The following is a 26,124-nucleotide window of genomic DNA, read 5'->3' as shown; positions in this document are numbered from 1 at the left end:
TTCTGGAAGGAGATTTCGATGAAGCGATCTGTTCTGGCAGCCGCGCTCGGCCTTGCGCTTTCCGTCGGCGGCGCATCCGCTGAGAGTTTCGAGCGCAACATCATGACGGGCGGCCCGCAGGGTACCTATATCAAGATCGGCCGCGATATCGCAGCCCTCGGCGCTGAATGCGGCCTGAACCTCAATGTGGTGGAGAGCGCCGGCTCGCTCGAAAACTTCGTCGGTGTGCGCAATCGGCGCAACACGCAATTTGGCATCGTGCAGAGCGACGTGCTGGAATATCTGAAGACGTTCGAGGCGAACGATCCGGAGGTTCAGAAGGCGGTCAAGGGCGTGCGCATCATGTTCCCGCTCTACAACGAAGAGATTCATGTACTGGCGCGCAAGGACATTGCCGGCATGAAGGACCTCGCCGGCAAGAAGATCGCGGTCGGCAAGAAGGATTCGGGCACCTTCCTGACGGCGACCCTGATCATGGATATCCTGCGGGTGAAGGCCGGCGAGCGGCTCGACATTAACCCGGACGAGGCACTGCCGAAACTGCTCTCCGGCGAGATCGACGCGTTCTTCTACGTCGCCGGCGCGCCCGCATCGCTCTTTACCAGCACCACGATCGACAAGGCGAAATTCCATCTCCTGCCGATCACAGAAGCGCCGCTGCTTGCGACCTACACGCCGTCGCGCATCGAGGCCGGCACCTATTCCTTCCAGGACCAGCCTGTCGATCTCATCGCGGTCAAAGCCGTGATGATGACCTATGACTACGACATCAAGCGCAACGCCTATCACCGCGACAGCTGCAAGACGGTCGCCGACTTCTCCAACCTCATTATCACCGGCCTCGACAAGCTGAAGACGACGGGACACCCGAAATGGAAGACCGTGGACCTTTCCGCACTGCCGCCCGGCTGGCAGGTCGGCGTCTGCGTGAAGGCCGGCATGGCAATGGACTACAAGCCGAGCTGCAAACCGGCCGCTAGTGCTGCATCCGGCGGTGCGGACGGTTCAAACGAGGAGTATCTCGACCTTTTGAAGAAGAGGCTCCAGCAGTAACGCCGGCGACATTTCGCCGACCAACAAAAAACCCGGCCAATGGCCGGGTTTTTCGTCTTGTGAAACCCTCCCGCCTTGCAGCGGGAGGGATACCGGCCGATCAGGCCGAATAATACATGTCGAATTCGACCGGGTGCGGGGTCATTTCGAAGCGCATCACTTCGACCATCTTCAGCTCGATGTAGCTGTCGATCTGGTCGTCGTCGAACACGCCGCCGGCCGTCAGATACTTGCGGTCCTTGTCGAGGCTTTCCAGCGCTTCGCGCAGCGAGCCGCAAACCGTCGGGATCTTCTTCAGCTCCTTCGGCGGCAAGTCGTACAGGTCCTTGTCCATGGCCTTGCCGGGATGGATCTTGTTCTTGATGCCGTCGAGGCCGGCCATCAGCATGGCGGCGAAGCCGAGGTACGGGTTGCCGAGCGGGTCGGGGAAGCGGATTTCGACGCGCTTGGACTTCGGACCCGTGCCGAACGGAATGCGGCAGGAGGCCGAGCGGTTGCGGGCCGAGTAGGCGAGCAGAACCGGCGCTTCATAGCCCGGAACGAGACGCTTGTAGGAGTTCGTCGTCGGGTTGGTGAAAGCGTTGATCGACTTGGCATGCTTGATGATGCCACCGATGAAGTAGAGGCAGCTTTCCGACAGACCGGCATATTCGTCGCCGGCGAACTGGGGCTTCGAATCCTTCCAGATCGACAGGTGGACGTGCATGCCCGAGCCGTTGTCGCCGAAGATCGGCTTCGGCATGAAGGTGGCCGTCTTGCCATAGGCATTGGCGACTTGGTGCACGACGTATTTGTAGATCTGCACCTTGTCGGCGCTGCGAACGAGCGTGTCGAACTTTACGCCGAGCTCGTGCTGGGCGGCTGCCACTTCATGGTGCTGCTTTTCGACGGTGACACCCATCTCGGTCAGAACCGTGAGCATTTCCGAACGCATGTCCTGGCACGAATCGACCGGGGGAACCGGGAAGTAGCCGCCCTTGACGCGCGGACGGTGGCCGAGGTTGCCGGTCTCGTAGTCGGTGTCATCGTTGGACGGCAGTTCCGACGAGTCGAGCTTGAAGCCGGTGTTGTACGGGTCGGCCTTGTACTTGACGTCGTCGAACACGAAGAATTCCGGTTCCGGGCCGGCATAGACCGTGTCGCCGATACCAGAGGCCTTGAGGTAGGCTTCGGCCTTCTTGGCCGTGCCGCGCGGGTCTCGGTTATAGGCTTCGCCCGAAACCGGGTCGAGAATGTCGCACATGATGACGAGGGTCGACTGCGCGAAGAACGGGTCGACGTGAACCGTTGCCGGATCGGGCATCAGCACCATGTCGGACTCGTTGATGGCCTTCCAGCCGCCGATCGAGGAACCGTCGAACATAACGCCATCGGCGAACATGTCTTCATCGACGACGCCGACGTCCATCGTGACGTGATGCAGCTTACCGCGCGGGTCGGTGAAGCGCAGGTCGACGAACTTGACGTCGTTTTCCTTGATTTGCTTGAGGATTTCGTTGGCAGTCGTCATGTGTATGGTCCCTGTGTGAAATGACGAGTGGATGGCCTCGGCCGGACAGCCGGGCGGGATCAGATGGCGTCGACGCCGGTCTCGCCGGTGCGGATGCGGATGACTTCTTCGACGTTGGAGACAAAGATCTTGCCATCGCCGATACGGCCGGTCTGGGCCGCATTGCGGATGGCCTCGATGACGGCCTCCGCGTTTTCGTCCGCCAGAACGACCTCGACCTTCACCTTGGGCAGAAAGTCGACAACGTATTCGGCACCACGGTAGAGTTCCGTGTGTCCCTTCTGGCGTCCAAAGCCCTTCGCCTCGGTGACGGTGATACCCTGCAGGCCGACTTCCTGCAGCGCCTCTTTCACCTCATCGAGCTTGAAGGGCTTGATGATCGCTTCGATCTTTTTCATGAGAAAATGTCTCTCCGCTTCTCCCGTTCGCGCGCGGTTGTGCCCGCTGCGAACTCCAAATGCACGTAGCATGCCAACTTGAAGCAGATTGCATGCCAGATCGGACGAATTTCGTGTCTCTGTTGATCCCGCTCGTCATCACGTGGCGATGATGCGGCTTTCCGTAGGAAAGGGCCAGTGGAATCTGCCTAAAAATTGTCACTTTCTGCGTCGGCAGGCAACGACCCGCAGGCCTTCGATCACAAGTCCAACATGACGCCGCAAATTTAAGCATACAGACTGTGCATATGATGAAAAAATGATCAAATGCATAGATTTGCGCTGGACTTGTCTCATCCTGTCCTTTGCGGGCATGGTAGGGCATGCACCAGGAAATTGACACGCTGATCGTCACGCCCGAGGACATGGGCAACATCGACCGCGCCGCTGCGCAATCCGGTCTTTCGAGCTATGGCCTGATGGAGCGGGCAGGGCAGGCCGTCGCCGCCGCGGCGCTTCGCCGATATCCCGGCGCACTGCGTTTCGCGGTGCTCTGCGGCCCGGGCAACAATGGCGGCGACGGCTATGTCGCAGCGCGTGCCCTGATGGAAGCGGGCGCAACGGTCACTGTCCACGCCCTTGGCGAACCGGCTTTGCTTACCGGCGACGCTGCACGCGCCTTCGCCGCCTTCCAGGGCCGCGTTGCACCGCTTTCGGGCTATACGCCCTGCATCGGCGACGTCATCGTCGACGCCCTGTTCGGCGCCGGCCTGTCGCGCGATGTTCCCGAAGCGGTGGCCGACGTCATCGATGCGGTGCGCAAGGCCGCCGTTGCGGTGCTCGCCGTCGATCTCCCCTCCGGGGTCGATGGACGCACGGGGCAAATCAGGGGCGCCGCCTTCACGGCCGAGGCGACCGTCACCTTCATGTGTCGAAAGCCCGGCCACGTGTTGCTGCCCGGCAGGGATCTTGCCGGCGCGCTGGAAGTCTTCGACATCGGCATTCCCGGGCGCCTTCTCGTGCGGCATGGCGACCATGTCCGGGTCAACAGGCCAGCTATCTGGCGTATGGCCCAACCGGCGCAGACCGGCGCGACCCACAAATATTTGCGCGGCCATCTCGCCGTGTTTTCCGGACCCGCCTTGACGACCGGCGCGGCAAGGCTTTCCGCCGCAGCCGGACTTCACGCCGGCGCCGGCCTCGTCACCGTGGTGTCATCTCGGGAGGCGGCGCCTGCCAATGCCACGCATCTCACCGCGGTCATGCTGAAGGTCGTTGACGGCGAAAAAGATCTGGCAAAGCTGCTGGAGGACGAACGGTTGAAAACATTCGTTCTCGGCCCAGGTTTCGGCGATCCTAACACGGCAAGACGATATGTTCGCCTGCTCGCAGAAAAGGATCGCCGCCTGGTTCTGGACGCCGATGGGATCAGCGCCTTCCGCGACGATCCGCAAGCGCTGTTTTCTCTCTTTGCCACAGGAAGCCCGCGGCTCGTCCTCACTCCGCATGACGGAGAGTTCGCCCGGCTGTTTTCCGATCTTGCCAGCGACGCCGCACTCTCGAAGATCGACCGCGCACGCAGGGCTGCCACCCGCAGCAACGGCGTCGTCATCCTCAAGGGGGCCGATAGCGTCATCGCCGCTCCCGACGGCCGCGTACTCGTCAACGACAACGCCCCGCCATGGCTGGCGACGGCCGGCTCCGGCGATGTCCTTGCCGGCATCGTAGGCGCCCATCTCGCGCAGGGCATGCCCGCTTTCGAAGCCGCCGCCAGCGCCGTGTGGCGTCATGGCGCGGCTGGGCGGAAGGCGGGCGAGGGGCTGACGGCCGAAAGTCTCATCAGCGCGTTTGATGGCTTCGATCAAATGAAATGACTTTGGCCGGCTTAACGTGCCCGATAAGGATTGTGAGCCGTCACAAAAGAGGATTCGGCCGTCATGGGGCTTGTTGATATCGCGCTGCTCGTGCTTGTCGCCGTCGTCTGGGGCTTCAACTTCGTCGTCATCAAGGTCGGCATCGCCAATTTTCCGCCGATCCTGTTTTCCGCCCTGCGCTTTCTGTTCGCTGCCCTGCCGCTCGTCTTCTTCCTGCCGCGACCCGCCGTTTCCTGGCGCATCGTCGTCGGCATCGGGCTGGTGCTTGGCGTTGTGAAGTTCAGCCTGCTCTTCATCGGTATGGCCGTCGGCGTTTCCGCCGGCCTCGCCTCGCTGCTCATGCAGTCGCAGGTCTTTTTCACGATTGCCCTTGCCGCCGTGTTCTACGGGAACCGGCCGCAGCCCGTACAGATCGCCGGCATCGTTCTAGCCTTTGGCGGAATGGCGCTCATTGCAGCGACGGTCGACAGCAGCTTCACTTATACTGGCCTGGGACTGGTGCTCGCGGCCGGCCTTGCCTGGGCCTTCTCCAACATGCTGACGAAGAAGGCGGGCAATGTCGATATGCTCGCGCTGATGGTCTGGGCCAGCCTCGTGCCACCGATCCCGCTCGCCATCATCTCGCTTGTCACTGAAGGGGCCGAGCGCGACATAGCCACGCTTCAGGCGCTCAGCTGGGAGGGTATCGGCGCCGTCGCCTACATCGCCTATGCCGCCACCATCTTCAGCTTCGCCGTCTGGGGCGCGATGATCCGCAAGTACGGCGTCGCCACCGTCGCGCCTTTCTCGCTGCTCGTGCCGATCTTCGGCATGAGTTTTTCGGCCCTCGCGCTCGGCGAGACGTTCGGCCCATCGCGGCTTGCCGGCGCCGCCCTCGTCGTATGCGGTCTTATCTTCACCGTGCTTGGTCCGCGCCTTGTCGCCCGCCGGCAGGTACAGGCCACATAGGCCTCGCGATCAGCCTTTCGGCTGCGTGCGCTTCTGCAGTTCCCGCGCACCGTTCGGCGCGTTCACTTTGCCTGACGTGATGAAAAAGGCGAAGACGTCGCGGGCCTTCCTGACCGGCTTTGCATCGGGATCGATCTTCGGCAGGTCCGAGGGCTCGCCGCCGGCAGCCCATTCCTTGATCCGCACGGCCCATTCATCGAGGGCCTTTTCGGGGTAGCACGTCTTGATGTCGTCCGAGCCCTTTTGCAGGCGCGCATAGACAAAATCGGCCGTAACATCGGCGATCTCAGGGTATTCCTCGTGCTGTGCATAGACCACAGCCGCGTTATATCTGCGCGCCAGGGCGGCGAATTCCGGCGTCATGAACGTCTCGTTGCGCACTTCGAGCGCATGTTTCAGCGTCAGGCCGTCGAGCTTTTCCGGCAGCAGCTTCAGAAAGCCTTCGAAGTCGTCGGGTTCGAATTTCTTCGTCGGCGGGAATTGCCAGAGGATCGGGCCGAGATGCTCACCGAGCTCGGTCAGGCCCTGCGTGAGGAATTTTTCGACGGATTCGCCACCATCCGCCAGAACCTTACGATTGGTCGTGAAGCGGCTGGCCTTCAGCGAGAAGATGAAACCGTCGGGCACTTCGGAGGCCCATTTGGCAAAGGTCTCCGGTTTCTGAGAGCCGTAATAGGTGCCGTTGACCTCGATGGCCGTGAGTTCACGGCTGGCGAATTCCAGTTGGCGCTTCTTCGGCAGCTTTTCCGGGTAGAAGGTACCTTCCCACGGATCGAAGGTCCAACCGCCGATGCCGGTTCTGATCGTGCCTGAAGTGCTCATGTTAGTTCTCCTCGACAGACGGATGCCCGCGCGCCGATCAGGCGGGCGCGACGAAAGGTTGGGAAATCTCCTGGAACACCGGCAAGGCCTCCATGCCGGCGCAATGGCTTGCAAGCGCGGGATAGGCGTCCGGATCGATCAGACCCGGATGCGCCTCGCGCATATGCCGCCAGGCGCAAGCGACAGCGATATCAGCATGGGTGAACCGCCCGAACCAGAATTGTCCCGACCGCATTGCGCGCTCGTCCTCCAGCGTAGCCAGAACCGTCAGAATCTGCGAACGACAGCGCTCGACGAAATAGGTCGAGGGTGTTTTATGCAGGTAGCGTTCATAGAACAGGCTGACGCCCTTATCGGCAAAGCCTGTGGCGAAGGTCATGACTTTCAGCACCTGCCGCCGCTCCGGCTCGGCCTGCGGCAAGAGCCGCCTTTCCGCTGGCACAAGGCCGTCGAGATAATCGAGGATGGAATTGCTGTCGGCAACCACATCGCCGCCGTCGAGCACGAGCGTCGGCACCCGCATCAGTGGATTGACCGCCTGCACCTTCTCGCCCTCGCCGAACACCGACCAGGGCCGATGTTCGAACGGGATATCATAGAGCCTGAGCGCGATCCCGACGCGGCGCACATAGGACGAATCATACTGGCCAATCAGGATCATCGGCTACTCCGCAATTGCATGTCGATTGGCTCCGAAGAGCCGCAATAGTCGCCAATAAAAACGTTCCAAGAATGCCGATCGGTGAAACCGATGGAGTGTGTGAGACTCCGATTTGAATCCCATCTGCGCCAAGCGAACGTTGCATGACCTGCGCTCAAGCCAGTCCTCAAACCGACCCGCCGCCTCGATTTCATCCAGAACAACCGTCATTTTATACACTGGCAGCCGCCCGGCTTTCCTTCCGTCGAAACGCACGATCGCAGATCGAACGTTCCGGTGGAGGAAATCGTGAATGGACCGTGGATCGTCCGAGTAAAAATGAAAGGTTTCCCTCGGCATGCCTATTCCGCCGCAATCTTCTTGATCGGACGGCGCTCCAGGAGTTCCTTCAGGAACTGGCCGGTATAGGAGCGCTCGACCTTCACGACGTCCTCCGGCGTACCCTCGGCGATCACTTCGCCACCGCCATCGCCGCCCTCGGGGCCGAAGTCGATGATCCAGTCGGCGGTCTTGATGACCTCCAGATTGTGTTCGATGACCACGACGGAATTGCCCTGGTTGACCAGTTCGTGCAGCACCTCCAGGAGCTTGGCCACGTCATGGAAATGCAGGCCGGTCGTCGGCTCGTCGAGGATGTAGAGCGTGCGGCCGGTCGAGCGCTTCGACAGTTCCTTTGCGAGCTTCACGCGCTGCGCTTCACCGCCCGACAGCGTGTTCGCCTGCTGGCCGACCTTGATGTAGCCGAGACCGACCTGGTTGAGAGTCACAAGCTTGTCGCGCACCGCCGGAACGGCGGCGAAGAACTCGACACCTTCCTCCACCGTCATGTCGAGCACATCAGCGATGGACTTGCCCTTGAAGGTGACATCGAGCGTCTCGCGGTTATAGCGCTTACCGTGGCAGACGTCGCAGGTGACATAGACGTCGGGCAGGAAGTGCATCTCGATCTTGATGACGCCATCGCCCTGGCAGGCCTCGCAGCGGCCGCCCTTCACGTTGAACGAGAAGCGGCCCGGCTGATAACCACGCGCCTTGGCCTCCGGCAGGCCGGCGAACCAGTCGCGGATCGGCGTGAACGCCCCGGTATAGGTCGCCGGGTTGGAGCGCGGCGTGCGGCCGATCGGCGACTGGTCGATATCGATGACCTTGTCGATATATTCGAAGCCGTCGATGCGCTCGTGCTCGGCGGGGATTTCGCGGGCACCCATTATGCGGCGGGCGGCCGACTTGTAGAGCGTCTCGATGAGGAAGGTTGACTTGCCGCCGCCGGACACACCGGTCACCGCCGTGAAAACGCCGAGTGGAATGGAGGCCGTGACGTTCTTCAGGTTGTTGGCCTTGGCGCCGACGACCTTGATTTCCTTCTTTTTCTTCGGCTTGCGGCGCTCGGCCGGCACCGCGACGGAGAGTTCGCCGGAGAGATATTTACCCGTCAGCGAGGCCGGGTTGGCGATGACCTCGCCCGGCGTGCCCTGCGCGATCACCTGGCCGCCGTGGATGCCGGCGGCCGGGCCGATATCGACGACATAGTCCGCCGTCAGGATCGCATCCTCGTCATGCTCTACGACGATGACAGTGTTGCCGATGTCGCGCAGGTGCCGGAGCGTATCGAGCAGGCGGGCATTGTCGCGCTGGTGCAGGCCGATCGAAGGTTCGTCCAGCACATAGAGCACGCCCGTCAGGCCGGAGCCGATCTGCGAGGCCAGTCGGATGCGCTGGCTTTCGCCACCCGACAGCGTGCCGGAATTGCGCGACAGCGAGAGATATTCCAGGCCGACATCGTTGAGGAAGCGCAGGCGCTCGCGGATTTCCTTGAGGATGCGCACCGCGATCTCGTTCTGCTTGGCATTGAGGTGTTCTGGCAGCGCCTCGAACCAGTCGCGCGCCACGCGGATCGACATGGCCGTCGTCTCGCCGATATGCAGCTTGTTGATCTTGACCGCCAGCGCCTCCGGCTTCAGCCGAAAGCCGTTGCAGGCCGGGCAGGGGGCGGCCGACATGTAGCGTTCGATTTCCTCCCGCGACCAGGCACTGTCTGTTTCCTTCCAGCGGCGTTCGAGGTTGGGCACGATGCCCTCGAAGGTCTTCACCGTCTTGTAGGAACGTGCGCCGTCCTTGTAGTTGAATTCGATCTTCTCGTCTGTGCCGTGCAGGATGGCGTTCTGCGCCTTTTCCGACAGTTCCGACCAGCGGTTGGACAGCTTGAAGCCGTAGGCGGCGCCGAGCGCTTCAAGCGTCTGGTTGTAATAGGGCGAGGAGGACTTCGCCCACGGAGCGATCGCGCCGTCGCGCAACGTGCGCTCGGTTTCCGGTACGATCAGATCCGGATCGATCTTCTGCTGGCTGCCGAGACCATCGCAGGTCGGGCAGGCGCCGAAGGGGTTGTTGAACGAGAACAGCCGCGGCTCGATTTCCGGGATGGTGAAGCCAGAGACGGGGCAGGCGAATTTTTCCGAGAACATGACGCGCTCGTGCGTCTCGTTCAGCGACTTGTTGGCCGAGCCGCCGGCGGCGGTTTCCTCAGGCGGAAGCGGCTTGTCGGCGAATTCGGCGATGGCGAGGCCATCGGCGAGCTTCAGGCAGGTCTCGATACTGTCGGCGAGGCGAGAGGAAAGATCGGCGCGCACGACGACGCGATCGACCACCACGTCGATATCATGCTTGTACTTCTTGTCGAGCGCGGGCACGTCGGCGATCTCGTAGAACTGGCCGTCGACCTTGACACGCTGAAAGCCCTTCTTCATCAGCTCGGCGAGTTCCTTCTTGTACTCGCCCTTGCGCCCGCGCACGATGGGCGCGAGGATATAGAGGCGCGTGCCCTCGCCGAAATCGATGATGCGGTCGACCATCTGGCTGACCGTCTGGCTCTCGATCGGCAGGCCCGTCGCCGGCGAATAGGGCACGCCGACGCGCGCGAAGAGCAGGCGCATGTAGTCGTAGATCTCGGTGACCGTGCCGACGGTCGAGCGCGGGTTCTTCGAGGTCGTCTTCTGCTCGATGGAGATGGCCGGCGACAGGCCGTCGATCTGGTCGACGTCAGGCTTCTGCATCATCTCGAGGAACTGGCGCGCGTAGGCCGAAAGGCTCTCGACATAGCGGCGCTGGCCCTCGGCATAGATCGTGTCGAAGGCCAGCGACGATTTGCCGGAGCCCGAAAGCCCGGTCATCACGATCAGCTTGTTGCGGGGCAGATCGAGATCGATGCCCTTGAGATTGTGTTCGCGTGCGCCGCGAATGGAAATAGTCTTGAGTTCGCTCATGGTGTCCAGCGTCAGAAAGTCGTTGCGCATTCTTAAAGGGGTAGGCCCCCTATGTAGGGATTGATCGGGACCTGTCCATCGCGCGGTCAGAAGATTCCGTGCCCGTTTCCGATTCGGTTGACAAGAGTGTAGGGAAATTATTAGAACAAAAAAAGAACGAAATTTCGCAATTGATCTGTGGATTATCCCTTTTGCGGGGCGGCGCGGCGGCGCGGCAGCCGATAAGATGCCGCATTCATGTAGTGAAATGATGTCGGGCATCATGAGCCCGGCGCGATAACGGGAAGTACGGGTATGGCTGGAAGCGTCAACAAGGTGATCTTGATCGGGAACGTGGGTGCGGACCCGGAAATCCGGCGCACGCAATCCGGCACGCCCATCGCCAACCTGCGCATCGCAACGTCGGAAACCTGGCGCGACCGTAACAGCGGCGAGCGCCGCGAAAAGACAGAATGGCACACCGTCGTCGTCTTCAACGAAGGCCTGTGCAAGGTCGTCGAGCAATATGTGAAGAAGGGCGCCAAGCTCTATATCGAGGGCGCGCTGCAGACCCGTAAATGGCAGGACCAGAACGGCAACGACCGTTATTCGACGGAAATCGTGCTGCAGGGCTTCAATTCGACCCTGACCATGCTGGATGGCCGCGGCGAAGGCGGTGGTGCAGGCCGGGGCGGCAACGACTTCGGCGGTGCGCCGAGCTACGACGATTACGGCTCGCGTCCGCCTTCGAGTGGTGGCACCAGCAGTGGCGGTGGCAACCGCTCGAGCGGCGGCGGATCGCTGTCGCGCGATATGGATGATGACATTCCGTTCTGAGAACGGGACGAAAGGCTGGCCAAGTGCCGGCCTTTTTCTTTGGTACCGTCGATTGCGCGGGAGGCGCGGCTGGGCCTGGAGAAGACCCAAAAGAACGTGCTTTCCTCCGGCAGGGCAAGGGGCGGATTTGTCCACTCGGATGCATGAACGCGGCTTTCAAGGCCGACCACGGCGAGACGGACAGTGCCTACTGCTTTTCCGAGTGTGGCTGGAGCCGAGGACATCGGGACCGGGCGCCCATTCCCACGAGGAAAATTTCGAGCTTTTTACGTGCTCACAGGCGCGGCTGGCAAGGACGGCTGGAGGCGCCGGCAGGCAGTTTCGTGCGCATTCCGGTAACCGTGATGCACGATCTCGACAACCGGACGCACGAGCGTGCCGGATTTCTCAACGTGCTCCCGCCGGCGGTTTAAAGAAGAACATGCTTGCCATCGTCAAATGCTTTGCGGACCGCATGCGCTTGTTCGGCACGTCTGCAGACGTGCGCGTCAGGTCATAGACGGCTCCAGCCGCGGCTGTAGCTCAATCCGTTTACCTCAGAGCGCGAAGGCCGACTTCACCCCATCCACGACGAATTGCGCCGCCAGTGCTGCCAGGATGACGCCGAGGAGTCGCGTCAGGATAGCGCGGCCGGTATTGCCGAGGAAGCGGTCGATGCGGTCGGCGATGACCAGCGACAAGAACAGGATGCCGATGCAGAGCGCGAGCACGCCGATGAGGGCAGTGCGCTCCAGCGCGGACGGGAAGGAACCAGAAAGCAGGATCGTCGCGGAGATCGCGCCGGGGCCGGCGATCAGCGGCAGAGCGAGCGGGAAGACGGCGATGTTGTGGATGTGATCTCGGGTGATCGCCACCTCGCTGGTCTTCTCCTTGCGCTCGTTGCGACGCTCGAAAATCATCTCAAAGGCGATCCAGAAGAGCAGCAAGCCGCCGGCGATGCGGAAGGCACCGATGGAAATGCCGAGCATCGACAGCACGCCTGCGCCCGTCAGCGCGAAGACGGCGAGGATGCAGAAGGCGATGATGGAGCCGCGTAGCGCCACCTGCTTGCGCTGCGGCCGCGTCATGCCCACCGTCAGGCCGAGGAAGATCGGCGCGAGGCCAGGCGGATCGATGGTCACAAGCAGCGTCGTGATCGCGTTGACCACGAGATCGATATTGAGCATGTCAGGCGTTCCCCTCGCCGTTGAGCGGCCGTTTTTGCCGGCCTTGCCGCTCCATTGTTAGGCGAGCGTGGCAGGGAAGGGAAGGGTGGCCGGAAACTGACCATGAAAATGCGCAAATTGGCGGATTTCCTGGGAAAAGCCTGTTCACAACCCCTCGTGAAATTGGCGCTTCCAGCCTCGGTAGGCTATAAAATTGCATCTGATTCTGAACAACGATCGTGACCGAAATTGACAGAACAATCGACACCCGGCGGCAAGACTCCCGGCATTGAGCCGATTTCCATCATCGAGGAAATGCAGCGGTCCTATCTCGATTACGCGATGAGCGTGATCGTGTCACGCGCGCTGCCTGATGTGCGCGACGGCCTGAAGCCCGTGCACCGGCGCATCCTCTACTCGATGAGCGAGATGGGCGTCGACTGGAACAAGAAATACGTGAAGTCAGCCCGCGTGACCGGTGACGTGATGGGTAAATACCATCCGCACGGCGACTCGGCGATCTATGACGCCTTGGCGCGCATGGCACAGGACTGGTCGCTCCGCCTGCCGCTGATCGACGGCCAGGGCAATTTCGGCTCCATCGACGGCGATCCGCCGGCGGCCCAGCGTTACACGGAATGCCGCCTCGAGAAGGCTGCGCACTCACTGCTCGACGACCTCGACAAGGAGACGGTCAATTTCCGCGATAACTACGACGGCACGATGAGCGAGCCGGTCGTCGTTCCGGCAAAATTCCCGAACCTGCTGGTCAACGGGGCGGGCGGCATTGCCGTCGGCATGGCGACCAACATTCCGCCGCACAATCTCGCCGAAGTCATCAACGGCTGTATCGCGCTGATCGACAATCCGGCGATCGAGTTGCTCGACCTGATGCAGCATATTCCAGGTCCGGACTTCCCGACGGGCGCGCTGATCCTCGGCCGTGCCGGCATCCGCCAGGCCTATGAGACAGGCCGCGGCTCCGTCGTCATGCGCGGCCGCGCCACCATCGAGCCGATGCGCGGCGACCGCGAGCAGATCATCATCACCGAAGTTCCCTTCCAGGTGAACAAGGCGACGATGATCGAGAAAATGGCCGAGCTGGTGCGCGACAAGCGTATCGAGGGCATTTCCGATCTGCGCGACGAATCCGACCGCGACGGCTACCGCGTCGTCATCGAGCTGAAGCGCGATGCCAATGCCGATGTTATCCTGAATCAGCTTTACCGCTACACGCCGCTGCAGACCTCCTTCGGCTGCAACATGGTGGCGTTGAACGGCGGCAAGCCGGAGCTGATGACGCTGCTCGACATGCTGCGCGCCTTCGTCTCGTTCCGCGAGGAAGTCGTCAGCCGCCGCACGAAATACCTGCTGCGCAAGGCGCGCGATCGCGCCCACGTCTTGGTGGGTCTCGCGATCGCTGTCGCCAATATCGACGAGGTGATCAACCTCATCCGCCGCGCACCCGATCCGCAGACGGCGCGCGAGCAGCTGATGGAGCGCCGCTGGCCGGCCAAGGACGTCGACGTGCTGATCAAGCTCATCGACGATCCGCGCCACCGCATCAACGAGGACCTGACCTACAACCTCTCGGAAGAGCAGGCCCGCGCGATCCTCGAACTGCGTCTCGCCCGCCTCACGGCGCTCGGCCGTGACGAAATCGACGACGAGCTCAACAAGATCGGCGAGGAGATCAAGGACTATCTCGACATCCTGTCCTCGCGCCTGCGCATCATGACCATCGTCAAGGACGAGCTTGCCGCCGTGCGCGACGAGTTCGGCACGCCGCGCCGCACCGAGATCGCCGAGGGCGGTCCCGACATGGACGACGAAGATCTCATCGCCCGCGAGGACATGGTCGTTACGGTTTCGCATGCCGGCTACGTCAAGCGCGTGCCGCTCGCGACCTATCGCGCGCAGCGTCGCGGGGGCAAGGGCCGCTCGGGCATGGCCATGAAGGACGAGGATTTCGCAACGCGTCTCTTCGTCGCCAATACACATACGCCGGTTCTGTTCTTCTCCTCCCGCGGCATCGTCTACAAGGAAAAGGTCTGGCGCCTGCCGATCGGTACGCCGCAGTCCAAGGGCAAGGCGCTCATCAACATGCTGCCGATCGAGCCCGGCGAACGCATCACCACCATCATGCCGCTGCCCGAGGACGAGACGACGTGGGAAAACCTCGACGTCATGTTCTCGACGACCCGCGGCACGGTGCGCCGCAACAAGCTCAGCGATTTCGTCCAGGTCAACCGCAACGGCAAGATCGCGATGAAGCTCGAGGAAGAGGGCGACGAGATCCTCAATGTCGAGACCTGCACGGAACAGGACGACGTCCTGCTCACGACGGCGCTCGGCCAGTGCATCCGCTTCCCTGTCGATGACGTGCGCGTCTTTGCCGGCCGCAACTCGGTCGGCGTGCGCGGCATCAATCTGGGAACCGGCGACCGCATCATCTCGATGACAATCGTAAGCCACGTCGATGCCGAGCCGTGGGAACGTGCCGCCTATCTCAAGCGCTCCGCTACCGAACGCCGCGCCAGCGGTGTCGACGAGGAGGATATCGCATTGGTCGGCGAAGAGGTCGGTGAGATCGGTGATCTCTCCGAGGAGCGCTATCAGGAGCTCAAGGCCCGCGAACAGTTCGTTCTGACCGTCTCTCAAAAGGGTTTCGGCAAGCGCTCGTCGTCCTACGACTTCCGCACCTCCGGCCGCGGCGGCAAGGGCATCCGCGCCACCGACACCTCCAAGACCAGTGAAATCGGCGAACTCGTCGCCGCCTTCCCGGTTGAGGACAAAGACCAGTTGATGCTGGTCTCCGATGGAGGACAGCTCATCCGCGTGCCGGTCGATGGCATCCGCATCGCCAGCCGCGCCACGAAGGGTGTCACGATCTTCTCGACAGCCAAGGACGAGAAGGTGGTTTCGGTCGAGCGCATCAGTGAGCCGGAAGGCGATGACGAGGCCGAGGCCGAGGTCGAGACGGACGGCGCAGTGGCGGACAGTGAAGTCGAAGCCGGCGATGCAGGCGAGGGCGAGGCGTAACAGCCTCGCATCCTCAAGATACGGAAAAGCCGGACGGGCAGGGAACGACCGTCCGGCTTTTCATTTAGTGCGGGTAGCCTGGAGGAAAGACTACCCGCAGTGTCGGCGGCAAGGGGGCGCTCTAGACGCCGAAGCCGCCTGCTTCTGTTTTCAGCTTGGTGGCTTTTAACACCGCGCGATCCCGCTTCAGATCAAGGATCGTGCGCGTGAAGTCGAAGGTGAAGACCACGCTGATGAAGACTACGAAAAGAATAGTGAGCCCGACCATCATTGTTTACTCGCTCAACGCAGCCACTTGCCGCGTGCCGCAAACTTAGAGGCGGCCGGACGATCCTCTTCCCGAAGCGCATGGATTGTCGCGACACTAAGGGCAATGAACATGGTCATGCAGAGTAGAGCGAGTGCCATTTTCGTATTCCTTCCAGCCTAAGGAAACGCGTTACTTATTCCGTTGTGTTCGGTCGGGGAAATGCGCGATTGCGACCTTTGTTCCCGATCTCGATGCTGGAATTTATGCATGATGCAGCTGAAATGCTCTTGAACGACCCGTTCATGCCGCGTTCATCCTCTTGGCAGGGGACAGTTCGGGATGCGACCGGCGGGACCCTTGCGGATCGCGGCGGTCCATGACACAAGGCGGCAAACGGGACCTTGCCGATGACAGTCGCCTTTTATCCTGGCTCTTTCGATCCGATCACCAACGGCCATATCGATGTGCTGGTGCAGGCGCTGAACGTTGCACCCAAGGTGATTGTCGCGATCGGCATTCATCCCGGCAAGACACCACTGTTTTCCTTCGAAGAACGCGCCGAGCTGATCCGCCTTTCCATCGCCGAGGCCTTGCCGGAGCGGGCAGGGGACGTCAGCGTCGTCTCCTTCTCCAATCTGGTGGTCGATGCGGCACGTAGCCACACGGCGAGCCTCCTCATCCGGGGTCTGCGCGACGGCACGGATCTCGACTATGAAATGCAGATGGCCGGCATGAACCGCCAGATGGCGCCCGACGTGCAGACGGTGTTTCTGCCGGCCGGTGTGGCCTCGCGGCCCATTACCGCCACATTGGTCCGCCAGATCGCGGCCATGGGCGGCGATGTCAGCGCTTTCGTGCCGGCGCCCGTCTTCGCGGCTCTCAAGGCCCGCAAGAAGGGCTGAAGCCCAATCATCCTGAACCCCTCAAGGGAGCTATCATGAACATCCTCCGTACCGCCTTTGCAGGAGCCCTGTTCCTGGCAACCACCACGAGCGCCTTCGTCGCCCAGGCTGCCGATTTCATCACGATCCAGCTGAAGGACGGCCCCGTCGTTATCGAGCTGAACGACAAGGCGCCGAAGCATGCCGAGCGCATCAAGGCGCTGGCCGCTGCCGGCGAATACGATAACGTCGCCTTCCATCGCGTGATCAAGGGCTTCATGGCCCAAACCGGCGACGTGCAGTATGGCGACATGGCCGATGGCTATCAGCCGCAGGCGGCCGGCACGGGCGGTTCCAGCCAGCCCGATCTGCCGGCGGAATTTTCCGACATTCCGTTCGAGCGCGGCACGGTCGGCATGGCCCGCGCCCAGGACCCGAACTCGGCAAACTCGCAGTTCTTCATTATGTTCGCCCCCGGCGACTTCCTGAACGGCCAGTACACGGTCGTCGGCAAGGTCGTTTCCGGCATGGAGAATGTCGACAAGATCAAGCTCGGCGACGATGACAATAACGGCTCTGTGACGGACCCGGACCGCATGGTGAAGGTCACCGTCGGCAAATAATCCACTTTTTGGTGTGCCGCCCGTTGTAATCGCAGAACGGCGACACACCTTTTGCATCACATCTCAAAGGAGAGACACCATGGCCGAGATCAAGGATCCGGAAAACACCGTCATCATGGAAACCACCAAGGGCAAGGTGGTCATCCAGCTGCTTCCGGACCTCGCACCGGGCCACGTCGCGCGCATCAAGGAACTGGCACGCGAAGGTGCCTATGACGGCGTCGTCTTTCACCGCGTCATCGAGGACTTCATGGCCCAGACGGGCGACGTGCAGTACGGCAAGACCGGCGGCAAGGACTTCAACCCGGCCCGCGCTGGCATGGGCGGCTCCGATAAGCCGGACCTGAAGGCCGAATTCTCCAACATGAGCCATGTGCGCGGGACCTGCTCGATGGCCCGCAGCCAGATGCCGAACTCCGCTAACTCGCAGTTCTTCATCTGCTTTACCGATGCGCCGTGGCTGAACAAGCAGTACTCCGTCTGGGGCCAGGTCATCGAAGGCATGGAAAACATCGACAAGATCAAGCGCGGCGAGCCGGTGCGCGATCCCGACACCATCATGTCGTTCAAGGTTGCCGCCGACGTAGCGGCCTGATAGAACGCCGTCGATTTCGACCGCGTCCGTTTCGGCGGGCGCGGTTTTTCTTTGTGCGCTTTTCAAGGACCGGCACTATGGCTGCTTTCTTCTGGGCGCTGCTCGCCATCGCGGCCGGCGCGTGCATCGCAATTCAGGCTCCCATCAATGCCATGCTCGGCCGCGGCCTCAGCATGCCGGTGGCGGCGGCCTGCGTATCGTTCCTGTCGGGCGCTATCATCCTGGCCCTGGTCGTAGCGGCCACCTCGACCATTGAAGGTCGTTCGCCGGATTGGCGCGGGCCGGATCTCTGGCTCTACATCGCCGGCGGCGCGCTCGGCACGGTTTATGTCACCACGGCCATTTTCCTGACGCCGCGCATCGGTGCGGCCGCCGTCATGGCCTTTGCCGTCTCCGGCCAGTTGCTGGCCGGCATCCTGCTGGATCGTATCGGGTTCCTCGGCATGGCCGTGCGCGAAATCTCCGTCGGCCGCATCGGCGGCGCCATCCTGCTCGTCGCCGGCGCGCTGATGATCCGCTTTCTCTGAGGTCTGCGATGCGTGTCGACCTCTTCGATTTCGATCTGCCGGAAGAAAACATCGCGCTTCGCCCGGTAACGCCGCGCGAAGCCGCAAAGCTCCTCGTCGTGCAGCCGGGCAATGCCGTGCTCTATGAAGATCACACCGTCGGCGACCTGCCGTCGTTGCTCAGGGCAGGCGACGCGCTCGTCTTCAACGACACGCGCGTGATTCCTGCCCAGCTCGAAGGTATCCGCCATCGCGACGGCGCGGGCGGCCAGAAAGTGTCGGCGACGCTTCATATGCGCATTGCCGGCGACCGCTGGAAGGCCTTTGCCAAGCCCGGAAAACGCATCAAGCTCGGCGACCGCATCACCTTCGGCGACGACCTTTCGGCAACCGTCGAGCAGAAAGGCGAGGGCGGCGAAGTCACCCTGCATTTCGATGCCTCCGGACCGGAACTCGACCGCGCTATCGCCACGGTCGGCCATATCCCGCTGCCACCCTATATCGCCTCCAAGCGCGCGGAAGACGAACTGGACCGCAAGGACTACCAGACGATCTATGCCCGAGAAGAGGGCGCCGTGGCGGCCCCCACGGCTGGTCTGCATTTTACGGATGCGTTGTTCGAAAAACTCGATGCGCTCGGCGTCGAGCGCCATTTCGTGACGCTGCATGTCGGCGCCGGCACCTTCCTGCCGGTAAAGGCCGATGACACGACCGAACATGTCATGCACGAGGAGATCGGCTACGTCTCCGAGGAGACCGCCGCCGCACTCAATGCCGTCAAGGCGAGGGGCGGGCGCATCGTCTCCGTCGGCACGACCTCGCTGCGCCTGCTCGAAAGTGCGGCCGAAGAGGACGGCACGATCAAGCCGTGGTCGGGTGCGACGGGCATCTTTATCACGCCCGGCTACCGCTTCCGCACCGCCGATATCCTGATGACCAATTTCCACCTGCCGAAATCGACGCTCTTCATGCTCGTCTCGGCCTTTTCCGGTCTCGAGACGATGCGCGGCGCCTATGCCCATGCCATCGCGACCGGCTACCGCTTCTATTCCTACGGCGACTCCAGCCTGCTTTTCCGGGACCACCGATGACCGAAACCTTTCAGTTCAAGCTTCTCGCCACCGATTGCAAGGCCCGCCGCGGCGAGGTCTCCATGCCGCGTGGCACGATCCGCACGCCGGCCTTCATGCCCGTCGGCACGGTCGGTACAGTCAAGGCGATGTATCTCGATCAGGTGCGTGAGCTTGGCGCCGACATCATCCTCGGCAACACCTATCACCTGATGCTGCGCCCCGGCCCGGAGCGCGTCGCCCGCTTGGGCGGCCTGCACGAGCTGATCCGCTGGCCGCATCCGATCCTCACCGATTCTGGTGGCTTCCAGGTCATGTCGCTGTCCGGCCTGCGCAAGCTCGACGAGCAGGGCGTGACCTTCAAGAGCCATGTCGACGGCGCGCTGCACCACATGTCGCCGGAGCGCTCGATCGAGATCCAGGGCCTGCTCGACAGCGATATCCAGATGCAGCTCGACGAATGCGTGGCGCTGCCGGCCTCGCCCAAGGAAATCGAGCGCGCCATGGAAATGTCGCTGCGCTGGGCCGAGCGCTGCAAGGTGGCCTTCGGCGACCAGCCGGGCAAGGCGATGTTCGGCATCGTGCAGGGGGGCGATATCCCGGATCTGCGCGTACGCTCGGCACAGGCGCTCGCCGGGATGGACCTCAAGGGCTATGCCATCGGCGGCTTGGCCGTTGGCGAGCCGCAAGAGGTCATGCTCGAAATGATCGACACGGTCATCCCGCACATGCCCTTCGAAAAGCCGCGCTACCTGATGGGGGTCGGGACGCCCGACGACATGCTGAAATCCGTCGCGCGCGGTGTCGACATGTTCGACTGCGTGATGCCGACCCGCTCCGGCCGCCATGGCCTTGCCTTCACGCGGCGCGGCCGTATCAACCTGCGCAATGCCCGTCATGCGGAAGACATGCGCCCGCTTGACGAAGAATCGAACTGCCCGGCCGCCCGCGACTATTCGCGCGCCTACCTGCACCACCTCATCCGCGCCAATGAATCCCTCGGCGGCATGCTTTTGACCTGGAACAACCTGTCCTACTACCAGGACCTGATGGCCGGCATCCGCAAGGCGATCGAGGAAGGCCGCTTCGCCGACTTCATGGCGGAGACGCAGGAAGAATGGGCGAGGGGCGATCTCGCCCCTCTTTGAGGATCAGATTTCCGGGCCGGGCGCGGCGTGCACCATGTGCACGCCGTTGATCTTGTAGCTGCCATCCGGCTGCTTCAGGAGCTGGTAGAGCGCCGTCCAGTCCTTGCCGTCTGGGCCTGAAATCAGCACCTCCTGCACCACCATGTCGCCGTCCACCTTGGACCGGCCGAAGGCGAAATTGCCGGGACGATAGACCGGCGCATAGCCCTTCTTGACCATGTCGAAGAATGCGGTCTCATTCGGGAATTTTCCACGGATGGTGGGCGACGCGAAGGAATAAGCCGTCTTCGCATCGTCGTTCAGGAAGGCGGCGATCTGGTTCTGGATGATGCCCTGTGCGGTATCGACGGGCTCTTCCGCATGCGCAAACAGGGGCAGGAAAATGCAAAGAAACATGGCGACCGGCAATCTCATGACGCACACTCCCGTTTCAATGACGGCAGCATAACATGGAAAGACGCCGAGCGCTCCTGGGGTGGCGTCAAAATCTTAAAGTGAATTCTTCTAAATAAAATTATTTATAAACAAAATGATGGATCGATAAATTAAACCGAATTGGCGGAGCAGGGCGCCCGCAACCTGTGTCATGTTTTACTCCTTCGAAGGATCACAACGTCGGCCCCCTGATAGATCGCACGCGCGGTTTCCAAAAAGCCGTGTCGGGTCGCAAGGGTCAGCGACGCCGTATTCTGCGGATCGATGATGCAGGTGATCGGCATGTCGGGACGGTGTTCCGCAGCCCAGGCCCACATGGCCTCAAGCGCTTCACTGGCGAGACCCCTGCCATGCATGTCAGGCAGCAGGCCCCAGCCGGCCTCGAGCGTATTCTCGATATCCGGCACCATCGCCCGGCGCATTTCATGAAAACCGGCTTCACCGATGAGACGGCCCGTGGACTTGTCGGTAATGACCCAGAAGCCGAAGCCCATGACCTGCCACATGCCGACATGGCGCAACAGCCGCGTCCAGGATTGCTCACGCGTCAGCGGCACGCCGCCGATGTAGCGCACGATATCGGGCAGAGCCCACATGGCGGTCATGGCGTCGAGATCGCCCGGTTGAAAGCCACGCAGGACAAGGCGGCTGGTTTCGAGCACGGGAATGTCGGTCATATCGGTATCGCTGTCTGAGACGCGGGATGCGGTGGGAGGGGCAAGCTACTATGATTTGTCGGCCATAGTCGACACCGGGTTGGGAAGCGCGACCTTCCAATTTTGCAGAAACAGGGCATTCTAACTTGAACCCACCCGTCTATATATAGATATCACATAAGATAGATTATGGAACTAATGAATTTGCCAAGAGGCCGGAAAAGCCTTGGAAAGCCGGTTTGTGCCTTGACCCGCAACCGCCCGCAGCCGTAAGCGAAACGGCAGACGGAACCAACAGCGAAAGCCAGCCACGATGAGCGATCTGCGCATTCTCTCCGACGCCCATATCCCGGAACTGCCCAACCGCTACAATGGCAAGGTCCGCGAGAATTACGATCTGCCCGATGGCAACCGCATCATCATCGCCACCGACCGCCTCAGCGCCTTCGACGTCATCCTGACGGCCATTCCCTTCAAAGGCGAAGTGCTAACGCAGACGGCGCGCTACTGGTTCGAGGAAACCGCCGATATCTGCCCTAACCATGTCCGGTCCTATCCGGACCCGAATGTCGCGATCGGCACGCGGCTCGATATCCTGCCGGTCGAAATCGTCGTGCGCGGCTATCTGGCCGGCACCACGAGCACGTCGATCCTCACCAAGTACCGCAAAGGCGAGCGCCAGATGTATGGCATCACGTTGCCGGATGGTCTGCGCGACAACGAGAAGCTACCCGAGCCGATCATCACGCCGACCAGCAAGGCCTTCGACGGCGGCCATGACGAGCCGCTGTCCGGCGAGGAAATCCTCGAGCAAGGCCTGCTGACGGCCGAGCAATGGGAAACGGTGTCGCGCTACGCGCTGGCGCTGTTTGCGCGCGGCCAGGCCCGTGCGGCCGAACGCGGCCTGATCCTCGTCGACACCAAATATGAATTCGGGACGGACAAGGACGGCCGCATCGTGCTGGCCGACGAAATCCATACGCCGGATTCGAGCCGCTACTGGATTGCCGAGAGCTACGAGAAGAGCTTTGCCGAAGGCGGCCGGCCGGCGAGCTTCGACAAGGATTTCGTGCGCGCCTGGGTCACCGAACGCTGCGACCCCTACAAGGACCCGATTCCGGAAATCCCGCGCGATCTCGTCGAGCAGACCTCCAAGGTCTATATCCAGGCCTATGAGCAGATCACCGGCAAGACGTTTGCGCCCGACCTTTCGGGCGCGACGGTGCTGGAACGCATCCGGAAAAACCTGAAACCCTATTTCGCCTGATCGTCCGAAACGTCGATCTCGAAACGAAGACCATCAAACGCCGGTTCCACGTGATCCGGCGTTTCCTTTTGCACCGTGTCGTAGTCGAGCGGCACATGCATGTGGGTCAGGATGGCGCGCTTCGGCTTCAGCCGATCGATCCACTCCAGCGCCTGGCTGAGAGACAGGTGGCTGGAATGATAGCGGTATTGCAGCGCATCGATGATCAGCACGTCGAGGCTTGCGAGACGCGGCACGGTCTCTTCCGGGAAATCGCTGACGTCAGGGCAATAGGCGATATCGCCAATGCGGAAGCCCAGCGAGTGGATGGAGCCGTGGATCTGGAGATGCGGCCGGAAGGTTATGGAACCCCCTCGCCCATGGATCGTCACCGGCGCGTCCCGCGGCTCGATCAGGTTTTCCGTCACGATCGGCGGATACATGCTGCCGGCAGGCGTCTTCAGGCAATAGCCGAAACCTTCGCGGATGCGCTCCATCGTCGGCTCGTCGGCCCAGATCGGCACCTGCCGATGGTTGTGCAGCACGAAGCCCCTGATATCGTCGATACCGTGGATGTGATCGGCATGCGGATGCGTGTAGAGCACCGCATCGATGCTCTCGACGCCGGCCGCGATCATCTGCGCGCGAAAATCCGGGCCGGTATCGATGACGACGGTCGTCACGCCTTCCGGGCCGAACTGCTCGACGAGAAAGGCCGCGCGGGTGCGGCGGTTCCTCGGGTTGGTCGGATCACAGGCGCCCCAATCGCCCGTGATGCGCGGAACACCCGGCGAAGAGCCGCAGCCGAGAATGGTGAAGCGCCGCCGGTAGGCCACGGCTACACCCGCGGCATCTTCGAGAAGATACGGAGGGCGTTTTCCGTGGTGATGCGGGCGATCTCATCCACGCTGACCCCGACGGTTTCGGCCAGAACGGCGGCGGTGTGCGCCACATAGGCCGGTTCGTTGCGCTTTCCGCGGAACGGCTTTGGCGCGAGATAGGGCGCGTCGGTTTCCACCAGCATGCGCTCCAGCGGCACGGTTTTGGCGATCTCCCGCAGCTCTTCCGATTTCGGGAAGGTCAGAATGCCGGAGAAGGAAACGTAGCCGCCGAGTTCGACGCCGATACGGGCAAGCTCCGGGCCGGACGAAAAACAGTGCAGCAGGAAGGGGAAGGCGCCCTTCCCCGTCTCCTCGGTCAGGATCGCCGCCATGTCCTCATCCGCCGAACGGCTGTGGATGACAAGCGGCAGGCCAGTCTCGCGGGCGGCCGCGATGTGGTTGACGAGGCCAATGGCCTGCGCCTCGCGCGGCGCGTTGTCGTAGAAGTAATCGAGACCCGCCTCGCCGATCGCCACGACGCGCGGATGCCGCGACAGCGCGACAAGTTCCTCGATGGTGACGTCCAGTTCCTCATCCGCATTGTGCGGATGCGTGCCAACCGAGCAGAACACAGACGGATAGGCTTCTGCGATCGCCAGGATATCCGGGAATTTCTTCACCCGCGTCGAGATGGTGATCATCTGCTTGACGCCGGCCGCATGCGCCCGCGCGACGATATCGTCGCGCTCCGCAGCGAAATCCGGAAAATCCAGATGGCAATGGGTATCGATCAGCATGTCGGCCTCACGCCTCGGGCGCGACGTAACGCGGGAAGACCGGGCTCGGTGCTTCCAGCGGCGTGCCGGCGACGAGACGACCCGCCTCGCCCAATGCCGAGAAGTCGCGCTTTTCGACCGGAGCAGCCACGAGGTCCAGCAGCTTGCGGCTCGATTGCGGCATGAAGGGCTGCAGCAGGATTGCGATCTGGCGCACCACTTCCGCCGTCACATAGAGCACGGTGCCCATGCGGACCGGATCGGTCTTCTTCAGCGCCCAGGGTGCCTCGCCGGCGAAGTAGCGGTCGGCCTCCGAGACGACGGCGATGATGGCAGCCAGCGCCTTGTGGATCTGCTGCTTGCCCATTTCCTCGCGGGTGATCGCATGCAGCGCATCGACGGAGGCGAGCATGGCGTGGTCGGCGTCCGACAGTTCACCGCATTCCGGCACCTGGCCGTCGCAGTTCTTGACGATCATCGACAGCGAGCGGCTGGCAAGGTTGCCGATGCCGTTGGCAAGGTCGGAGTTGATGCGGGTCGCGATGCCCTCTTCGCTATAGCTGCCATCCTGGCCGAAGGAGACTTCTCGCAGGAAGAAGTAGCGGATGGGGTCGAGGCCAAAATGGTTCACCAGATTGACCGGATCGACCACGTTGCCGAGCGACTTCGACATCTTCTCGCCCTTGTTGAGCAGGAAGCCGTGCGCGAACACGCGCTGCGGCAGCGGCACGCCCGCCGACATCAGGAAGGCCGGCCAGTAAACGGCGTGGAAGCGGATGATGTCCTTGCCGATGATATGGATATTCGCCGGCCAGTATTTTGCACGCGCTCCCTCGGGGTCGGTAAGGTAGCCGGTCGCGGTGACATAGTTGGTCAGCGCGTCGACCCAGACATACATAACGTGAGCGGGATCGCCTGGAACCGGAATGCCCCAGTCGAAGGTCGTGCGCGAGACCGACAGGTCCTTCAGGCCCGACTTGACGAAGGAGATCACCTCGTTGCGGCGCTCGGCCGGGCCGATGAAATCCGGGTTGTCCTCGTAGTGCTTCAGGAGCTTGTCCTGATAGGCCGAGAGCTTGAAGAAATAGCTCTCCTCCTCCACCCATTCGACGGGTGTGCCCTGCGGACCGTAGCGCACGCCATCGTCGCGCTTCTCCGTCTCGCTTTCCTGATAATAGGCCTCGTCGCGCACCGAATACCAGCCGGCATAGCCGCCCTTGTAGATATCGCCATTGGCTTCCATGCGGCGCCAGATTTCGGCGCAGGCCTCGTAGTGGCGCTCTTCCGTCGTGCGGATGAAATCATCGTTCGACGCATTAAGAAGAACGGCCATCTGCTTGAATTCGGCAGAATTTCTGTCCGCAAGCTCGCGCGGCGTGATACCTTCCTTGCGCGCCGTCTGCTGCATCTTCTGGCCATGCTCGTCCGTGCCGGTCAGGAAGAACACGTCCTTCCCGTCGAGCCGCTGGTAACGCGCCATGGCATCCGTCGCGATCAGCTCATAGGCATGGCCGATATGCGGCTTGCCGTTCGGATAGGAAATGGCGGTCGTGATGTAGAAGCGGTTCGTGTCGGTCATGAGCGGTGCGTTCTGTCTTCGGTTGTGCAA

At 62.0% G+C, this 26,124-nt stretch carries 25 protein-coding genes; 12 read left to right on the top strand and 13 right to left on the bottom strand.

Features of this window, described 5'->3' with window-relative positions; translation table 11 throughout:
• Window positions 1–18: 18 nt before the first annotated feature.
• On the top strand, window positions 19–1,053 hold the full coding sequence (locus D0Y60_RS16865; protein WP_117371122.1) for a TAXI family TRAP transporter solute-binding subunit: 1,035 nt from the start codon (window positions 19–21) through the stop codon (window positions 1,051–1,053).
• Between the two features lie 100 nt (window positions 1,054–1,153).
• Here the strand turns inward: D0Y60_RS16865 and glnA are convergent, their stop codons facing one another.
• A complete protein-coding gene (glnA, locus tag D0Y60_RS16860) occupies window positions 1,154–2,563 on the bottom strand; it encodes a type I glutamate--ammonia ligase (RefSeq protein WP_117371121.1) in 1,410 nt (469 codons plus the stop codon).
• A gap of 59 nt (window positions 2,564–2,622) precedes the next feature.
• Window positions 2,623–2,961, bottom strand: coding sequence for a P-II family nitrogen regulator (locus D0Y60_RS16855; RefSeq protein WP_003515720.1), 339 nt, complete (start codon window positions 2,959–2,961; stop codon window positions 2,623–2,625).
• 362 nt (window positions 2,962–3,323) lie between these two features.
• Between D0Y60_RS16855 and D0Y60_RS16850 the strand changes: the two genes are divergently transcribed.
• Both D0Y60_RS16850 and D0Y60_RS16845 read left to right on the top strand, forming a co-directional pair.
• On the top strand, window positions 3,324–4,814 hold the full coding sequence (locus tag D0Y60_RS16850) for an NAD(P)H-hydrate dehydratase (protein ID WP_117371120.1): 1,491 nt from the start codon (window positions 3,324–3,326) through the stop codon (window positions 4,812–4,814).
• A gap of 63 nt (window positions 4,815–4,877) precedes the next feature.
• Window positions 4,878–5,762, top strand: a complete 885-nt coding sequence (locus tag D0Y60_RS16845; RefSeq protein ID WP_117371119.1) for an EamA family transporter — start codon at window positions 4,878–4,880, stop codon at window positions 5,760–5,762.
• Between the two features lie 9 nt (window positions 5,763–5,771).
• Here the strand turns inward: D0Y60_RS16845 and D0Y60_RS16840 are convergent, their stop codons facing one another.
• From D0Y60_RS16840 to uvrA, 3 genes are all read right to left on the bottom strand, one after another.
• Entirely contained in the window at window positions 5,772–6,584 is an 813-nt protein-coding gene (locus D0Y60_RS16840) for a DUF72 domain-containing protein (RefSeq protein WP_117371118.1), read from the bottom strand.
• 37 nt (window positions 6,585–6,621) lie between these two features.
• Complete coding sequence (locus D0Y60_RS16835; RefSeq protein ID WP_117371117.1) at window positions 6,622–7,245, bottom strand: glutathione S-transferase family protein; 624 nt, start codon at window positions 7,243–7,245, stop codon at window positions 6,622–6,624.
• Window positions 7,246–7,586: 341 nt separating this feature from the next.
• Entirely contained in the window at window positions 7,587–10,505 is a 2,919-nt protein-coding gene (gene uvrA, locus D0Y60_RS16825; RefSeq protein ID WP_117371192.1) for an excinuclease ABC subunit UvrA, read from the bottom strand.
• Window positions 10,506–10,799: 294 nt separating this feature from the next.
• On the opposite strand from uvrA, the gene D0Y60_RS16820 reads away from it, so the two are divergent.
• On the top strand, window positions 10,800–11,321 hold the full coding sequence (locus D0Y60_RS16820; protein ID WP_117371115.1) for a single-stranded DNA-binding protein: 522 nt from the start codon (window positions 10,800–10,802) through the stop codon (window positions 11,319–11,321).
• 536 nt (window positions 11,322–11,857) lie between these two features.
• Here D0Y60_RS16820 and D0Y60_RS16810 read toward each other — a convergent pair.
• Entirely contained in the window at window positions 11,858–12,487 is a 630-nt protein-coding gene (locus tag D0Y60_RS16810; RefSeq protein WP_117371114.1) for a MarC family protein, read from the bottom strand.
• Window positions 12,488–12,715: 228 nt separating this feature from the next.
• On the opposite strand from D0Y60_RS16810, the gene gyrA reads away from it, so the two are divergent.
• Complete coding sequence (gene gyrA, locus D0Y60_RS16805; protein ID WP_117371113.1) at window positions 12,716–15,508, top strand: DNA gyrase subunit A; 2,793 nt, start codon at window positions 12,716–12,718, stop codon at window positions 15,506–15,508.
• Between the two features lie 121 nt (window positions 15,509–15,629).
• On the opposite strand, the gene D0Y60_RS24770 is transcribed toward gyrA, so the two are convergent.
• Both D0Y60_RS24770 and D0Y60_RS25235 read right to left on the bottom strand, forming a co-directional pair.
• Window positions 15,630–15,779 (bottom strand): hypothetical protein, encoded by a 150-nt coding sequence (locus tag D0Y60_RS24770; RefSeq protein ID WP_158565503.1) that lies wholly within the window; start codon window positions 15,777–15,779, stop codon window positions 15,630–15,632.
• Between the two features lie 11 nt (window positions 15,780–15,790).
• Window positions 15,791–15,916, bottom strand: coding sequence for a hypothetical protein (locus tag D0Y60_RS25235; RefSeq protein WP_281048157.1), 126 nt, complete (start codon window positions 15,914–15,916; stop codon window positions 15,791–15,793).
• Window positions 15,917–16,165: 249 nt separating this feature from the next.
• Between D0Y60_RS25235 and coaD the strand changes: the two genes are divergently transcribed.
• The 6 genes from coaD to tgt all read left to right on the top strand — a co-directional run bounded on the left by coaD (window position 16,166) and on the right by tgt (window position 20,581).
• Window positions 16,166–16,660 (top strand): pantetheine-phosphate adenylyltransferase, encoded by a 495-nt coding sequence (coaD, locus tag D0Y60_RS16800; RefSeq protein WP_117371112.1) that lies wholly within the window; start codon window positions 16,166–16,168, stop codon window positions 16,658–16,660.
• A gap of 35 nt (window positions 16,661–16,695) precedes the next feature.
• Window positions 16,696–17,262, top strand: coding sequence for a peptidylprolyl isomerase (locus tag D0Y60_RS16795; protein ID WP_117371111.1), 567 nt, complete (start codon window positions 16,696–16,698; stop codon window positions 17,260–17,262).
• 79 nt (window positions 17,263–17,341) lie between these two features.
• Entirely contained in the window at window positions 17,342–17,857 is a 516-nt protein-coding gene (locus tag D0Y60_RS16790) for a peptidylprolyl isomerase (protein WP_117371110.1), read from the top strand.
• Window positions 17,858–17,934: 77 nt separating this feature from the next.
• A complete protein-coding gene (locus D0Y60_RS16785; protein ID WP_117371109.1) occupies window positions 17,935–18,384 on the top strand; it encodes a DMT family transporter in 450 nt (149 codons plus the stop codon).
• An 8-nt stretch (window positions 18,385–18,392) separates the two neighbouring features.
• Window positions 18,393–19,454 carry a tRNA preQ1(34) S-adenosylmethionine ribosyltransferase-isomerase QueA gene (gene queA, locus D0Y60_RS16780; protein WP_117371108.1) on the top strand — a complete coding sequence of 354 codons (1,062 nt, stop codon included), beginning with the start codon at window positions 18,393–18,395 and terminating at the stop codon, window positions 19,452–19,454.
• Window positions 19,451–20,581 carry a tRNA guanosine(34) transglycosylase Tgt gene (gene tgt, locus D0Y60_RS16775; RefSeq protein ID WP_117371107.1) on the top strand — a complete coding sequence of 377 codons (1,131 nt, stop codon included), beginning with the start codon at window positions 19,451–19,453 and terminating at the stop codon, window positions 20,579–20,581. The genes queA and tgt overlap by 4 nt, the downstream gene beginning before the upstream one ends.
• Window positions 20,582–20,584: 3 nt before the next feature.
• Here the strand turns inward: tgt and D0Y60_RS16770 are convergent, their stop codons facing one another.
• Window positions 20,585–20,995 (bottom strand): DUF4864 domain-containing protein, encoded by a 411-nt coding sequence (locus D0Y60_RS16770; RefSeq protein ID WP_117371106.1) that lies wholly within the window; start codon window positions 20,993–20,995, stop codon window positions 20,585–20,587.
• A gap of 170 nt (window positions 20,996–21,165) precedes the next feature.
• The gene (locus D0Y60_RS16765; protein ID WP_117371105.1) at window positions 21,166–21,693 is read right to left on the bottom strand and encodes a GNAT family N-acetyltransferase; all 528 of its coding nucleotides are present in this window, start codon (window positions 21,691–21,693) and stop codon (window positions 21,166–21,168) included.
• A 301-nt stretch (window positions 21,694–21,994) separates the two neighbouring features.
• Between D0Y60_RS16765 and D0Y60_RS16760 the strand changes: the two genes are divergently transcribed.
• On the top strand, window positions 21,995–22,939 hold the full coding sequence (locus tag D0Y60_RS16760) for a phosphoribosylaminoimidazolesuccinocarboxamide synthase (RefSeq protein ID WP_117371191.1): 945 nt from the start codon (window positions 21,995–21,997) through the stop codon (window positions 22,937–22,939).
• On the opposite strand, the gene D0Y60_RS16755 is transcribed toward D0Y60_RS16760, so the two are convergent.
• Genes D0Y60_RS16755 through metG form a run of 3 tightly spaced genes read right to left on the bottom strand, consistent with a single transcriptional unit; the run spans window position 22,927 to window position 26,094 of the window.
• Window positions 22,927–23,754, bottom strand: a complete 828-nt coding sequence (locus D0Y60_RS16755) for an MBL fold metallo-hydrolase (RefSeq protein WP_117371104.1) — start codon at window positions 23,752–23,754, stop codon at window positions 22,927–22,929. The two genes, D0Y60_RS16760 and D0Y60_RS16755, sit on opposite strands and share 13 nt — an antisense overlap.
• Before the next feature lie 2 nt (window positions 23,755–23,756).
• Window positions 23,757–24,536, bottom strand: coding sequence for a TatD family hydrolase (locus D0Y60_RS16750; RefSeq protein ID WP_117371103.1), 780 nt, complete (start codon window positions 24,534–24,536; stop codon window positions 23,757–23,759).
• Between the two features lie 7 nt (window positions 24,537–24,543).
• A complete protein-coding gene (gene metG / locus D0Y60_RS16745) occupies window positions 24,544–26,094 on the bottom strand; it encodes a methionine--tRNA ligase (RefSeq protein ID WP_117371102.1) in 1,551 nt (516 codons plus the stop codon).
• Window positions 26,095–26,124: the final 30 nt, after the last annotated feature.

Origin of the sequence: Shinella sp. WSJ-2, from assembly GCF_003432075.1 — a bacterium.
Lineage (GTDB): Bacteria > Pseudomonadota > Alphaproteobacteria > Rhizobiales > Rhizobiaceae > Shinella.
This window is presented reverse-complemented; position numbering and strand designations above follow the sequence as displayed.